Here is a 15,611-nt window from a genome sequence, read left to right as displayed (position 1 = left end):
CAACTATTTTTTGATTATCAAATTCATCGCTAAAATATTTGGCTTCATTACAAATGAAGCCAAATATTATAAAAGGTAGACTTATTTCAAATTTTTAACTCGCATGCTCGCAATAGTGAATGGTCGAGATACTTGAGTAACTACTGAACAACTATAAGTTGGACATAAATCGACCCTTAGCTTATTTTGTACTACGTCTCTGCTTTCAATACTCCATATCGCTTATCGGCTATTAAAAATAACTTTACGTCAATATGAGAAAATGCAAACCACCCTTTATTTCAATCATAGCTTTATTTTGCATATCAAACGCAGCTAATTCATATGACATATACGTAGCCATATCGGGGAATGATCAAGCAAATGGATTAACTGTTACAGCAAACGAATTAGGTTCTGCAGGCCCTTTTCGAACTATTGCTCGAGCCCAACAAGCCATAAGAGACTTAAAGAAAAATAGTCTTTTCAATGAAACTATAACGGTTCATATTCAGCCTGGAACTTATACTCTGCCACAACCTTTATCATTTGATATTAGAGACTCCGGCTTCCATGACCGAGAAATTCATTGGATAGGTGAAAACGGCTCTGTAATTATAAGTGGCGGTTTAGCTTTAAAAAATTGCACTAAGGGTGACGATAAAGTTTGGAACTGCCCAACTGCTGGGTTAAATCTAGATAAGATTAAATATTTGCAAAACTATCGCAAACAAGGAAGCATAGTAGGATTTGAACTTTTTGTTAATCAGAAACCAATGCATATTGCTAGATGGCCAAACACTGATTGGGCTCATATTAAAGTACCTTTAAATAAAAACACCAGCTTCAGTAGCTTAGAAAAAATCCCTCCTTTGGCAAATGACATCACTGACGCACAAGTCCATATAATGCCTGGCAATGACTGGTTTGATCAATATATAGCCATATCAGAAGCCCATGAGAACCAGATCAACCTCAAGAGTCAAACAAACTACCCGCTGGAAAGTGGAAGAAGATTTTATTTACAAAATATTCTTTCAGAGCTCGACGCACCAGGGGAATGGTTTTACAACAAACTTATTGATAACATATCTTTTATTCCTCCAAATACTTATGAACCATTTCAGATTGAAGTCTCGACAATCCGAAACCTATTGGTTATCAACAGCGCAAACTATATAAGCTTCAATAACATTACATTTAGTAATAGCACGGATATTGCAATTAATATAAATAAGGCCAACCATTTAACATTTGATAACATTGTAATTAATAACGCCGCAGGTAGAGGCATAGAGTCCAATAATAGCAATAACATTATTATTTCAAATAGTCATATATATGATACCGGGGAAGGGGCGATTCTACTAGAAGGCGGAGACAGGAAAACCCTGGAATCATCCAATAATATTGTTCATAACAATTACATCCATGACTTCGGGCGAATAATATTCACATACACTCCAGGGATCGAAGCCTCCGGTGTTGGTACTAGGATAACGCACAATCTAGTTGAACATGGGCCTGGGACAGGAATATTGATAGGTGGCAATGATCACTTTCTTGAAAAGAACGAAGTTCATCATGTATGCGAGCAAGCATCAGACTGTGGTGCCATATACTCAGGAAGAGATTGGACATATCGCGGAAATATTATACGCAATAATAGCATTCATGACATATTTGGCTACGGCCTTAAAAGCGTTGATATTTCGAAAGATAGTGTCGTTTATGGAAGCCCAGACGGCGCTCGGGGAATTTATCTTGACGATGCAGTCAGCGGCTTTAACATCACTGGCAATATATTTAATAATGCTGGCTTCGCCGCAATTTTAGTTGGAGGAGGGCGCGACAATATTATTGAAAATAATTTTATAATTACAGATAGTTATGGCCTATGGATTGATAATCGCTGGCCAAACTATAACTGGAATGAAAATAGGAAACGCCTGTCTGAAGTCCCATTTAAAAACCAAACTTGGTCAAAGAAATATCCCAAGCTTGGCGCAACCATGCAAAATGAAACTTGGCCTGAAGGCAATATTCTGAGGCGAAATGTAGTCATATCAACTAAGAATTTAAGACCTGCCTTGCACTATCTTCTACCGAAACAAACTAACTCATTAGCCAATAATTTAGTTTGGAGTACTAGCAGTCAACTTACCATCGATTACAACATTCTAGATAGCGTAGCAAAACGTAATGGAGCATCCTGGCAAGAATGGATGGCAGAAGGATTAGAAAATGGCAGTATAAACGCCGATCCATGCTACAAAATCACAGGAAACTCTATAACGTTTTGCCCAGAATCACCTATCAGTAAAATTGGTTTCGAGGCAATATCTAACGACATCGGCCTAATAAAGCAATAGCTTTAAACATATAGACCAATTCTTTAATAGCAGTCAAATTAAAAATATTTCCGAAAACTCTCAGGCTATTTGTTTATAACAAATGACCGAAAGTCACCCAAAGTAGCTGCAAGCAATTAATAAAACCAATTCATTAGAACATAGACTATTTTAGCCACCCTCATATACAATATCGAGCACAAAAAGTTGGCATCTAACGGATCTAGTATATCACTGTAATACATTAATCTATTTTACGAAAGGACATCTAACTACCAGCGTAGGAGGGAAACATCCTCTCGCGCAACGATAAAAACGGCCTTTCAATTAGCTTTGTAAGTACAACGGCTAACATGATAGCTCCACCATACTTTATCACTAAATCGGTTACAACAGGGAGATCGGTAATTTGAAGCTTTTTCAATAGTGCCTCTACCACCCTCATTACCACAAATTGATAAACATACATTGCATAAGAGTATACCCCTATCCAAGCAATTCCCTTTACCACAAAGTTTCTTTCAGAAACAAACTTAAGGCGATAAAAATACAATAGCATCACCCCTGCCGTTACATAGGTTATCGTATAGCGTATTGTTACCTTAAAATAAATATCTTCTTGGAACAAAGCCAGAATAGTAATACCTAAGAATAGTATAGCCGCCAAAATTATTTTATTTTTAGCCAAAGTTTCAAATTTATCTTGATCAAATGTTTTTATATAAGCCAACCCTACTCCAAATGCCAAAGCATCAATTCTATACTGGGTCTGGATATAAATTTTATCGAGATCAACCGGATAAGAATACGCCGCAAATCTAAGCAAAAGGCAAGTTAACATAACTAAAGGAATAATAACTAAAAATACCCTCATGCTTTTAGCTTTCGACCTAGTCAATATCAAAAGACAAAATGAAAAAAGCAAATAAAAATGCTCTTCAACGGCTAAACTCCATAGATGCGCAAGAGGCGTAAGAAAATAATTTTGCACATGGAATAAATTTTGAAGCAGAAACGACTCCCAAGGATAGCGACCACTAATGATCAGCAACATTAGATACACATATAAAATAGGCCATATTTTAAACGCCCTTCTAATCAAAAATCGCCCAACCCGAAAGCCTCCGGTCTTTTTATATTCATTAAATATAAGTCCTCCGATCAAAAATCCACTGAGTACAAAAAACAAATCGACACCAGCCCAACCCAGCACTCGGCCAGGTATTAGCAGATAATCTAACAGCCGTATACCGGTGTCTGTGTTGTTAAAATGCCATCCCATTGCAAGCAAAATGGCTATCCCTCTAATAAAGTCCAAATATAATTCTCTGGTTTTCATGCGTATTCGCCGTTAACTATCATTGCACTGCCTCATAAATAGCCATCAATTCGGCGTAATTTTGCTCGGAGGTATATTTATCAAGAAAAACATGCCTAGCGTTTTCACCAAGCTGTTCAACTTGTTTGGGATGTTCTAACAACCATTTAGCTTTCTCGGCTAAATCTTTTGCATCACCCGGAGTAAACAACACTCCTGTTTTACCGTCTTCAATGATGTTTGCCATACTTCCCAATCTTGATGCCAGGATCGGTAATCCATGAGCAAGAGCCTCCACCAAGACCAACGGAAAGCCTTCGTACCATTCTGAAGGCAAAACCAAAAACGCCGCCTGTTGCATTAGTAGACTAATTTCTGATGCATTTTGTCGGCCTAAAACCATAATGTTATTTTTACCATGCAGTAAGCCCTCTAAAGGACCACTACCAGCAACCTTTAACACTGCATCCCCTTCCAACCCAGACCAGGCTTTCAGCAAAGTTTTGATGCCTTTTTCCTCACTGACGCGACCTACAAATAACCCAAAGCCCGGGTAAGTTCTAGCAAGTCGGTTTATACCCGCGTAAGGATCATGAAGAAAATTAGGCTTTACCACGATCTTATCCTGTGGAAAGCCGGCTTGAACAAATTTGCTTTTGGCAAAATCCGTTAGCGCAATAAAGCGGTTGACCTTATTCGACCAAGTACCTTTCTGACGATGCTTTGCCACCATATGCGCGACCACCAAACTACCGAGCTTTGAACCCCGATAGCACCTATACCAGACGGCCTGATAAGGTGTACCCCTTATGCATTGTTCGCATATTTTGCCCTCCCTCATCAGCATGGCACCGGGGCAAATAAGACGGTAATTGTGTAGCGTTTGCACTACTGGAACACCTTCAGATATGCATGCGTCGTATATGGACGGGGTGATTTGCGGAAAGAAATTATGCACATGCACCACTTCGGGCTTAAGTCTGCGTAAATAGTCCTTCGCAGTCGCCAAACTATCCGCAGAATAACTCGTGGATATCGCAGTACTTATTTTGCCACTTAATCCTGACGGCAAATCCTTATTATCGACGCACCATAATTTTACTTCTTGACCATGTTCTGCCAACAAATTGGCCTCGGCAGTCACCACATTATCTTCTCCACCAGCTTGTTGATAGCGATTATGAATTAACAAAACTTTCATCGAAATACTCGAACAATAGTGGAAAGGAAATATATAAAAACTTAAAAATACCTTCGCCCGCGTCGAAAGGATGGGCTAGGGGGAGTAACCCATCAGTCAAAACAGTTTTTCATCAAGGCGATTTTGAACGCTCCTCGCAAGCACGATTACGCATTAATATTAAAATATGCGTGAATACCTTCGACAAAATTTGAAGCCATATTCTCAATTGAATATTGACGACTACTTTCTAGCGAATTTTCTTTTAACCTGCTCAATTCATCGGCATTCGCAAGAATGCCTGCAACAGCCTCAGAATAATCTTCTTCATTATGTTCTGTTATTAATCCATTATACCCCTGCCTGAGATACTCTATCTCAGGGCTATGATTTGGTATATTACTAGTAATCAACGGCAATGAAGCAGTAAAGGCATCTAAAACAGCCAAGCCGACCAGACCGGGACACAGGAACAATTCTGACGATCTAAAAGCCAACGCCTTTTGTTCACCGAATAAAGGCCCCAGATATTTAACGAATGGATGTGTTTGGATGAATATTTCCACCATTGATCTATCTGTGCCATCGCCTACAATCAACAGCACAAACTCTGGATTTAGTTGTTTGATTTTAGCGGCTGATTTTAATAGAAAATCAAGCTTTTTATCAGAATAAAGTCCTCCGCAATAAATACCGACTCTGGCGTTATCATCAATGCCTAATTTATTCTTAAATTCCGCTACATTCTTAAGAGATTGCTGAGCCAACTGCCCTTTAAACTCCGATGTGTCAATGCTATTATTTAACACGGTAATCTTTGAAGCCGGATAACCCAGCTCAATCATATAGTTGGCTACACCTTGTGTATAAGCAAACCACCAATCACATTGAGTTGACAGTATTTTCTTCATTTTTTCTGCCAAACTCCGAGGATTACCCTGCCTATTCTGCCCATGCCCCCAGTAAGCGAATCTTTTATACCCCAAAAATCGAAACACTATGAGAAGGTAATTATGAATATGTTTATTAGCCTGTTCGGTAATAATCAAATCGGCCCATAAAATATGCGATAGCGCATGATGTAAAAAATGCAATTTCCCTTTTAAAAACCAATTGCTTTTTTCAACAATACAAATCCCTTTACTAGCAGTTATATTGTCTCCTTTTCTAACCTCATTTGCAGGCGGAGTACCACAGACAACTCTTACCTCATGACCTTGTTCCGTCAATAACACCCCCATATTATCAAACAACGGCACACGGTACTGTTTCAGCATTGGCTGGAAGATAACTATTTTCATATACCTGATAGCATTTTATATTTAATTGATATCATCACTAAAATGAACATCGCCTTTTATTCAATAATCCTAGCTAAACGCGACCACGCAACTTCCGTATTCTTGCAAGAGCACGTCGCCTAATAGCGAGCGGCAGTACAAGCAAAAAACAGCACAAAATATCCTTTAGAGTAATTCGATCAAATCGTATTGCCTTCCACAATTCAGGAAAACTATATAATCGTTCGTTTAACTCCAGAAACATCATTGCCCTAATCCGATACCAGTGAGCTAAATATCGACGAAGGCTAGACTTATATCTTGGCGTTTTTTCTAATAATTTTATTAACTCTATTCCCACATAATCTGGACACTGGGGACGACGCAAGTAGTTCTGTCTTTCACCGATAGCGACCGGGGGAAGCATATAATATGACGTCGCCAATTTTGAAAACGCCACCTCACCAGCGCAAGCCAATCGAGCAAAAGTCAGCGTATCTTCACCAGATTTTATGCCCAGAGGGAACCCGCCTACCAACATAAACCAAGAGCGTTTAATAGCAACTGATGAGGTGAAAACAAAATGACCAAATTCAACCACATCAGCAAAATAATCGGTAATCAATAGTTGATCTTGATCACCAGTGCGATTACGATATTCGCTTTTTTTGGCTATGCCATCACCACCGACTCTAAAATAAGCAGTTCCATATAAAGCGGCTCGCGGGTATTGCATAATGAGCAGCTGCAAGTTTTCAAGATGGGTTGGAGCCCAGTAGTCATCGGCATCTAAAAATGCTAAGAAATCATTTTTTGCCAATTCAACACCTTTATTACGCGCAGCAGCAACACCAGCGTTGGCTTGTTTAAATAATCGAATACGGCTGTCATTAAAAGCCTCAACCAATTCAGCCCCGTTATCATTCGATCCGTCATCTACAACAACCATCTCCCAATCGAATATAGTTTGAGTTAAAACCGAAGCAACGGCACGATTGATAGACGAGGCTTTGTTATATAAAGGAATGACGACAGTTATCATATCGAATATCAAATATTAGAGGCTTTTTGGCGTAAGAAATATTTGAAGTAACTGCCAATTACCCTTCCAATATCCAACACTATATAAGTTGGAAATAATATTTTCGGGCAATTATTCCAACCGTACCACCAATGCACTTTGATATTGGCTGGTGACTTTGTACTGGTTAGATAATCGATAAAGCCTTTTAGAGAAAACCTATTACGAACTGCAGTCATTCCAGTAGCATCGACATGAGCCATTACCCGGCAGGTTTTGCATACGTAAATTGGAAATCCGGCGCGCATAGCCTTATGACTGAAATCATAATCCGCACCATAATGTGGTAAATGCACCTCATCGTATAAACCGAGTTTTCGAAAAACCTCGATAGGAAACATTGCCCCCCTGCCTGATGTGTGATTCACAGCGATCACATTTTCATCTCCAGGCAAATGATCCTTTTCAAAGGTTACAACGTTGGCTTTGGCTGTAATCCAGCTTTGCCAATGCCCTTCGGCTACGAGTTTACCTGTGACAATATCATACTTTGCCGAAGCTAATATTGCATGAGGGTATTTCCTCGAATAGATCGAGAGCTCTTCCAAATAGTCTTCCGGCAATTCATTATCATTGTTTAAAGTTAGCAGATAATCGTCTCGCCCAGCATGTTCTAAAACATACTTAACGCAAAGGTTAATAGCACCAGTCCACCATAAACTATCATCGGCATTAATAACAACGGCATTTGGATATTCAGTCGTTATCTTTAAGGTAGTTCCATCAGTAGATCCATGGTCACAAATTATCAATGTAAAATTTTGAAATGTCTGCATATTCAATGAAGAAAGACATCTCAATGTAAAATCAACACGATTAAATACGGGAATGCATATCCAGATGCGCATAGTTATTATCCTGTTGTTTAAGGTATATTATTTTGCGGCTACGCTAGTGGTTACAACGATAAAGGTTACCAGTATACTTAAAGTGCTTAAACCCCTTAACATTGATGTTTCGGTGACATTATGCAGCAAAATCATAACCAAGCCAGTATTTAATAAGATAAAATCTTTTTGATCCTTTATTTTTAATTGGTTAATAAATGTTTTTATTAACAGTATTGCTAACAGGAGAATAGCAACAAGGCCACCCTTAACTAATGTCTCAACATACCCATTGTGCAAATGTGACATTTGTAGACGATATTTTCTAGTTAATTGCTCAAGCTCATCAAACCCATATCCAAAAACATAATGATCTGATAGTGATGCAAGAGACCTTTTCCACAAAAGACTACGCCCTGTAAAAGAAGTATCTCTATCTGTTGACTCTGCAGCCACACTTGTTAATTCTGATGTACTAATATAAAAAACTGTCATAAAGAAAGCACTTAATATACAAACAAAAACAATACCTACCTTGATTGAAATACTCGCCCGTTTAAACAAATACAGATAAGAGCCATAACCTATCAAGACTAACGATGTAATCAAACTAGTCATACTGTCCGCTTTGATCATCGCATAAAATGCAGCGCATGCTCCAAACATAATAATAACCTTTTCAAGTTTGCTCTTGCACATGAAAAATAGATTTACAGACAACCATATCAATACTAAGCCTTGCACACCCATTGCATTTGGATGATTAGTAATACCTATCCATCGAGGCTTACCAAAGTCTACTAGATTTATCCCAACCCTAGGATAGTAGATACCTACAGCAATACTAGCCAAAACCAATAGCAAAAATAACCAAAACATCCATCTAATTAAAGTTACTCTATTATCAACTGACGCCAACGCAGCCATTATTGTTATGATTGTAACTGCCAATAAATATGTAAAGGTTTTTAATATATCAGATGGATTATTGGCCCATAACGCCGTAAGAAGAACATAAAATATCAACAGCAGTAAGACTTTGTTTTTAGCGCAGACCATCAAAACAGATTGAAAATTAAATAGAAATACGAATACTGTTAGAGCTATAAAATACCTATGCAACGGAAATCTTAATGCATCCGGATTCAGCGTAATATCTAATCCAAAAGAACCCCAGAAAATATATGTACATAATACAAAAAACGTTAGTGATCTGAACCTAAATTGTGTAATCAAAATAACTCCCTGCCTTCAAACACACCAGCATAATCTCTATAGCATTTTGCATTATTATCAACATAATAATCAATAATTAACAAATAAAATCGCGACTTTATATTCTATCATTACTAACAAACCCGCCCTAACACCCTAGCTGGGTTACCTGCTGCAATAGAGTTTTCAGGTATATCTCTAGTAACAACTGAACCGGCTCCAATTACGCTATTGCTTCCAATTTTCACTCCCTTCATAATCTTACTTCCCGCACCAATAAATACGTTATTCTCAATGATAACTGGTGCGCATTTAACATTTTCAGGGGATTTATTGAATCGCCTATTATTTGCAGCCACTTGATGAAAATCAGTATCAAATATTTGTACATCAGCCCCCAACAAGCATTCAGAACCTATTTCGACACTAATCGCGGCACATACTGCCACTCCGCTAAGCCCGGTATTATTACCAATTGAGACGAGCGCTCCCGGTCTCAAAGTGCGAATAACGACAGGCCGACACACACCTAAATCAGTAAAACGCGAATCCGAGCAAAGCACAACCCCCTCACCCAAGATTATTTTACTTTTTGGTTTTAAAGTGATAACAGGGTAACCATAAAGCATTGGAGGGCCAGCAGTAATTACGCCAATCGCTTTTAAATAAATCCTACCTGAATAATTCCAACACCGCTTTAAAATAAAAAGTTTTACACGTATTGCAAACAGAATTAATTTTTCAATAAACATATACATTTTCTGCATTACACCTATTCGTTTACAGAACCAAGCAATATCCTTTTATATATTGCCAGATAAGAGTCTGTGACCGCTTTTGGAGAAAACATTTTACGGGCACGTAAATAACCAGCCAACGAGCGTTTTAAATAACCCTCGTCAAACACCTCATCTAATGCAGCTGAAATCTTGAGTGAATCAGATACGTCCGTTAGAACCGCACAACAATCAATATCCATAACCCCCTCACTCCCTACAACCCAAGGCACGGCTCCACTATTTTGCCCCGCAACTATCGGCAGTCCTAATGCCATCGCTTCGGCAATAACTACACCGAATGACTCCTCAAGAGCGGGATGCAGTAACAAATCTAGCTGTTCTAATTGCTCAATGAGTTGTTTATGGGGCGTCACACCATGAAACACCATCCCCGAATTCAATCCTTGTTGGATACACCAAGTTTGAGCATGCCCACCAACTTCAAAATCTACGCCATAGAGATGTAGCTCTGCAATGGGCTGGCGACATCGCAACTTTGCAAAGGCTTCTAATGCCGGTTTCGGATTTTTTCGCAAATCCCAACCATTGCAAATTAACCCAATACGTCTTGTTTCGGGTCGCGCCCTAGGAGCACCTTTTTCCAAGACATAATCAGCCAGCGGATTTGGGACGACTTCAATATCATCTTTTACGTAATTCCGTAATGATGAAGCCATATAAGTAGACACCGTAGTAAAATAACTTCCGTTACGGAATACTTGGCGAGCCACAAGATAACGAATTGCCCGATATAGACTGCGCGTATAGCGAAACACTACTGCTGGAGCGTCATGACAGGTAATTAGGTGAGGCCTTCCCGCTTTAATAGTTGCATTAGCAAATTCATAAGTCCAATGGGCATGAACAATTTCTGGATTCGCTAATTTAATTGCATTTTTTAGCTGTTGAATCTCGTATGCAAAACCATCAATAGCGCGGCCCAAACGATAGCTGTTAAATCGCCAGGCTCGAGGACGGGAAGGGCAAATATAAAAATCAAAATTTGGGCCACTTGCTTTTACTGTGGCTCCGGACGCATAAAGCGAAGAGTCTGTTGTAAAAGCTGAAACCTTGTGTCCTTGCTTTAGTAATTGACCAATCAGAACCCCCATAAGCGGTGCACCAGGGTATCCTCGAGGCAGGTTATCAGTGTTAGTCGCTAAAAAATCAGCAACATACTCAGTCGCTATTGGGCCTACAATCCCTATATTCATTATTTCTCGAAACAAATTTTAAAGTTTAAAAGCCTTAGGTATTAGTCAATTCGTCTATCCATCTTGACGCCAATATGTTCTCTGAAAAGCTTTCGACAAACTTAACGCGCGCTTGTGCTGCAAATTTTGCATAATCAGACTTATTCTCCAAAACGGAGCACAGTATGTTCGTTGCCTCCTCCTCATCATCCAGGGGCCAAAAGTAGCCCTGCTCACCTTCACTAAAAATTTCTGGAATTCCGCCAACTGCTGGCGCGATGATAGGTAACGAATTCGACAAAGCCTCTATCAGCGTGATGCTTAAATTTTCCATTATTGCAGAATGCACATATAGGCGGTGCCCAGGCATATACTTAGAAGCGTTAGATTGAAAACCCAAAAAAGTAACACTATCTTCCAGATTGAGTTCCAACACTTTGTTTTGTAACATTATTCGGTCTGGACCATCTCCAATAATCGTTAGCTTGTATTTGTGGCCTCGAGCGTGAGCGTTAGCTAGGACTTTCAATATGAATATTTGATTTTTGCGTTTTTCCAATGTTCCTATGGTAATTAGATCTCCTTGTAGTTCGGATTTGTGTTTTACTGAACTTTGGTCTTGTATGAAGTTGGCAATTACAACCTTTGGTATGGAGTTTACTAACGGCAGCCTGAGCTTTACCTCCGTCTGCATAAAGTTTGAAACAAACAAAATCTTATCAACATACGGAAGCGATTCTCTTTCACTTTTTTGTAGGTGGTTATATAGCGGCCCCCCTTCAATTGTTTGTCCTTTCGTAAGAGCTTCATGAGCTTCGGAGATATTGAAATGCACCACAGTAACCACCTTATGTCCTGGCCCTTTTGAGGCTAACGCAGCTCTACAACTTAATGTGTCCTGAGCATACATCACTATCTCGCCCGGACATTGCTTAAGTTGCCGTTTGAGAAGATGTGTAATTAGCAAATAGTGCGTCCACCTATTCCATAAAATCATCCATTCCTTATTCAGTACTCTGAATAGCTTAGCTATTGCGCCAGCAATTTTTCTAGCAACCAATACATCTTCACTATAGGGGTGAACTAAATATGCTTCTACCCCACGTTTAGCTGCTTCGTTGAGAATTGCATTAAAGTGCGTTTGAACACCTGTTTCACCATGTGGGGTCATCATAGTCACAACGACCAGCTTACATTTTGAGTTCATATTGGCAATCCTGTTAGTTTAAAAAACCTTTCAGGCAACTTGTTACGAATGGATTTTAAAAACTCTTTAACAGCTCCCCTAACAATCATCTTTCTGCAACACAACAACAATATTGGATACGTAATTGCACAAGCGAAAACAATTACTACCAGCCTTAGGGCTCTAGGATATATCTGTAAATATGAAAACTGCCCTATATACCAGGAAAATCCGTACAGGAAGCTTCCTAATATTAAAGGCATAATAATTATCGTCATCAGCAAATAAGGCTTAGCCTCTAAAACTCTAAGTGTTGCCACGACTAATAAAACTAGCCTAAGAATATATGTGCCTAAAACAGTCCATGCTACTGTCAATACCGATTCTTGTGCAGCCCATATAAGGCTAGGGATACCTATCAACAATGTTAATAGCTGGGCTTTTAACTCAATTTGGGGCATGCCTATAGCGCTTAATAGCGGACCTGACATGGATAAAGTAGCATTTATCGCTAAAGCAAAACAAAGAGGCATCATCAGAGGAATAGCCGCGTTCCACTTGTCTCCATAGAGAACTGGAATAATTAAGTCCGGAATAGCAGCCATCGCTCCGTAAACTGGAAAGAATATCAAAGCCATTAGGCTAGTTGAAGTGATATAGGTACGCAATAAGACATTCGGATTATTTTGGGATTTCGCGTATGCACTGAACAAAACGGACTGCATGCTTGAGGTAACCGCGTACATCGGCATATTAACCAGATTAAACGCGCGATTATAGACCCCAAGAATTGAGGTTTCGAAACTACGCCCAATAATAGCAGTATCCAGATTGCTTATACCCCAACTGGTAATATTATTTAGAGTTATCGCTGCACCAAAACGTAAAAACCTACAGTTCGACGGCCCAATTAATGGAAAAATAGGATGTCGCACATAAAAATAGGTCAGCAATGCATTGATACTAACTTGGCTAAGCTGAGCGACGACTAAACTCCATACTCCATAATTAAAATAGGCTAGCGGCAATCCTAACCCCAAATAACCAATACAATAGGAAATCAAACCTGTAATTTGAATTTTTTTGAATTCAAGATTGCGCCTAATTAATGCATTTGCAGTTTGCCCCAAGGCTTGGATACTAAACGAAAGTGCCATTACCTGAATGACAAGTGTAGCTTTGGGTTCATTAAAAAATACTGCAAGAAATGGTGCCAGTCCGGCAACGACACTACTGATCAAAACTCCTATTAAGAGTTGGGTGGAAAATACGCTACGAATATCATGATTCGATATTTCCTGGCTTTGAATCAATGCTGCCCCTAATCCACCTTCGGCAAAGAGGTTACCAAGACTTTGCACCAGCAAGGCTATAGCGACAAGCCCAAAAGGCTCTGGCCCCAATATACGCGCAAGGACAATACCAATTGAAAATTGCAACGTTAACGAAATCAATCTGCCAAAGTAGTTCCATTTCAGTGCAGAAATACTCTTTTGGGTAATATTTTGTAAAGGATGTACTGATTTAGTATTCATATTATCGGAAAAAATTTAGGAATTTATTATCTCGCCCATTTCTGCCGAAATGGTTTTACTAAGTCAACACCCCAATTATCGTTCTATCTATATTTTTTAAGACTGCATTTTCTTGTCGGATTTCTTGGTCGAAAGCGCTGCCCATTTAGAGGACTTCAAAAAATTCGAAACCCTCCTTCCTCCTCAGGCAGAGAACAGATAAAAGAAAATTAATTACTTATAATTTATCACCCTAACCATCTCCCGGAGGGGTGGGATATTTTTAGAGGTGCTCTTAATTTATCTCAAGTTAATTTGCCACTCGGGCATCAAATAAAATTAGATAGAAAAATAACATCGATTACTGAGGATATTAATCTTTTTATACAGAATACTTTAAATCCGCACACTTCTAACCCATCTCATTATCGGACCAAAATAAAATCAAATAAAACGACTACCAAGCTATTACCCAAGTTTTTATTCAAAAACCATCATACCTAACTTGTTATACGATCTAAAAACGGCGCTCGAGAAAATATGAATTTTTTAACAAAAATGGGCCCATATACCCCACCAATCAACAAACACACTGATATTGGAATAAAATTCAATCCATCCCATGTAGTAAAACTCAGAATTATTCCTTTCACAACCCCTATAAAAATGGTGTTCATTAAATATATGCTGTATGTATAAAGCCCATATATTTGCCAAACATTCATATTTGAAAAGCCACCCCTACGCATAATCACTTGCAGAGCTGGCAACGAACATATTCCTATAATAACTTTAGAAACATTATCAGCAAAGAACGGTATCGTCAAAAATGACAAAAAGAACAACAAAATAAAAACATATGAATACTTTTCTATCACACTCAAATATACCTCATAGTTAGCCACTATGAAGACCCACAAGGAGAAAAACAAAAAGTACTCGCAAAACCTATCAAGCATAAAGGCGTTTGTAACAGGCACAAATTCCAACGCGAACCCAAAAACCACAATTAACGGCAACTTTTTACTGAAAAACACTATAACTAAAGGAAATACCACATACATTTCCATTAGAACATAAATAAACCAAAGAGATCCGCCTGCACTTTTAGAAGGGAAGACGAGAAGATTATATAGCTCATCACCTATATCACCGGGAACATCATCCACATGCATTAAATTAGACATGCTTAATTTTCCGGCATATATCAAAAATCCGAAAAATAAATATCCAGGAGCAAGCCGCCTTAACTTCTTAACGATATATCCTAAATAACCATTAAAATCATTAAAACCCCGAAAGGTGTATGCCATTATTATCCCGGATATAAACATAAAAAATGGCATATGAAACTTATAGATATAAAATTTAAGCGCCGCATACCACTCATTCCCTGCAGGCATATCTGTTGCAACAATATGCCCTAATACAACGAGAAAAATTGCAAAACCCTTGGCTTTATCTATATCAACGAGTCTATTTTTTTTATCCAAAATGATTATCCGTCTTACTAAATATTAATGAAAATAGCCTAAGGTGACCTGTTAAAATCACCTCACCCTGGGTTTACAATAATAGCAATTAAAATGAATCAACTTAAGGATCCTCTGATTAAATCAATTTTTCAAGAAAACCTTGGCCGCAACTCATTGATTTCCAAGATGTTGAAATTTGAAACAACGAATAAATCACAGGTTCCTTAACAACA

12 protein-coding genes are annotated in these 15,611 nt (G+C 38.6%); 1 reads left to right on the top strand and 11 read right to left on the bottom strand.

The window, feature by feature from the left end; translation table 11 throughout:
* Window positions 1-254 precede the first annotated feature (254 nt).
* Window positions 255-2,351, top strand: coding sequence for a right-handed parallel beta-helix repeat-containing protein (locus QLH52_RS07660; RefSeq protein WP_319961131.1), 2,097 nt, complete (start codon window positions 255-257; stop codon window positions 2,349-2,351).
* A 247-nt stretch (window positions 2,352-2,598) separates the two neighbouring features.
* Here the strand turns inward: QLH52_RS07660 and QLH52_RS07655 are convergent, their stop codons facing one another.
* The 11 genes from QLH52_RS07655 to QLH52_RS07605 form a co-directional block, all read right to left on the bottom strand.
* Window positions 2,599-3,669 (bottom strand): acyltransferase family protein, encoded by a 1,071-nt coding sequence (locus QLH52_RS07655; RefSeq protein ID WP_319961130.1) that lies wholly within the window; start codon window positions 3,667-3,669, stop codon window positions 2,599-2,601.
* A 19-nt stretch (window positions 3,670-3,688) separates the two neighbouring features.
* The gene (locus tag QLH52_RS07650) at window positions 3,689-4,849 is read right to left on the bottom strand and encodes a glycosyltransferase (protein ID WP_319961129.1); all 1,161 of its coding nucleotides are present in this window, start codon (window positions 4,847-4,849) and stop codon (window positions 3,689-3,691) included.
* A gap of 146 nt (window positions 4,850-4,995) precedes the next feature.
* Window positions 4,996-6,129, bottom strand: a complete 1,134-nt coding sequence (locus QLH52_RS07645) for a glycosyltransferase family 4 protein (protein WP_319961128.1) — start codon at window positions 6,127-6,129, stop codon at window positions 4,996-4,998.
* Window positions 6,130-6,202: 73 nt separating this feature from the next.
* Entirely contained in the window at window positions 6,203-7,150 is a 948-nt protein-coding gene (locus tag QLH52_RS07640; protein WP_319961127.1) for a glycosyltransferase family 2 protein, read from the bottom strand.
* An 8-nt stretch (window positions 7,151-7,158) separates the two neighbouring features.
* The gene (locus QLH52_RS07635; RefSeq protein ID WP_319961126.1) at window positions 7,159-8,037 is read right to left on the bottom strand and encodes a glycosyltransferase family 2 protein; all 879 of its coding nucleotides are present in this window, start codon (window positions 8,035-8,037) and stop codon (window positions 7,159-7,161) included.
* A 27-nt stretch (window positions 8,038-8,064) separates the two neighbouring features.
* Window positions 8,065-9,252 carry an O-antigen ligase family protein gene (locus QLH52_RS07630; protein ID WP_319961125.1) on the bottom strand — a complete coding sequence of 396 codons (1,188 nt, stop codon included), beginning with the start codon at window positions 9,250-9,252 and terminating at the stop codon, window positions 8,065-8,067.
* A 113-nt stretch (window positions 9,253-9,365) separates the two neighbouring features.
* The gene (locus QLH52_RS07625) at window positions 9,366-9,998 is read right to left on the bottom strand and encodes an acyltransferase (RefSeq protein WP_319961124.1); all 633 of its coding nucleotides are present in this window, start codon (window positions 9,996-9,998) and stop codon (window positions 9,366-9,368) included.
* A 5-nt stretch (window positions 9,999-10,003) separates the two neighbouring features.
* Complete coding sequence (locus tag QLH52_RS07620; protein WP_319961123.1) at window positions 10,004-11,224, bottom strand: glycosyltransferase family 4 protein; 1,221 nt, start codon at window positions 11,222-11,224, stop codon at window positions 10,004-10,006.
* A 34-nt stretch (window positions 11,225-11,258) separates the two neighbouring features.
* Complete coding sequence (locus tag QLH52_RS07615; protein ID WP_319961122.1) at window positions 11,259-12,410, bottom strand: glycosyltransferase family 4 protein; 1,152 nt, start codon at window positions 12,408-12,410, stop codon at window positions 11,259-11,261.
* Window positions 12,407-13,924 (bottom strand): lipopolysaccharide biosynthesis protein, encoded by a 1,518-nt coding sequence (locus tag QLH52_RS07610; protein ID WP_319961121.1) that lies wholly within the window; start codon window positions 13,922-13,924, stop codon window positions 12,407-12,409. The genes QLH52_RS07615 and QLH52_RS07610 overlap by 4 nt, the downstream gene beginning before the upstream one ends.
* A gap of 479 nt (window positions 13,925-14,403) precedes the next feature.
* Window positions 14,404-15,396 carry an acyltransferase family protein gene (locus QLH52_RS07605; RefSeq protein ID WP_319961120.1) on the bottom strand — a complete coding sequence of 331 codons (993 nt, stop codon included), beginning with the start codon at window positions 15,394-15,396 and terminating at the stop codon, window positions 14,404-14,406.
* Window positions 15,397-15,611: the final 215 nt, after the last annotated feature.

The sequence above is a fragment of the Methylomonas defluvii genome (genome assembly GCF_033949435.1).
In the GTDB taxonomy this organism is placed as follows: domain Bacteria; phylum Pseudomonadota; class Gammaproteobacteria; order Methylococcales; family Methylomonadaceae; genus Methylomonas; species Methylomonas defluvii.
This window is presented reverse-complemented; position numbering and strand designations above follow the sequence as displayed.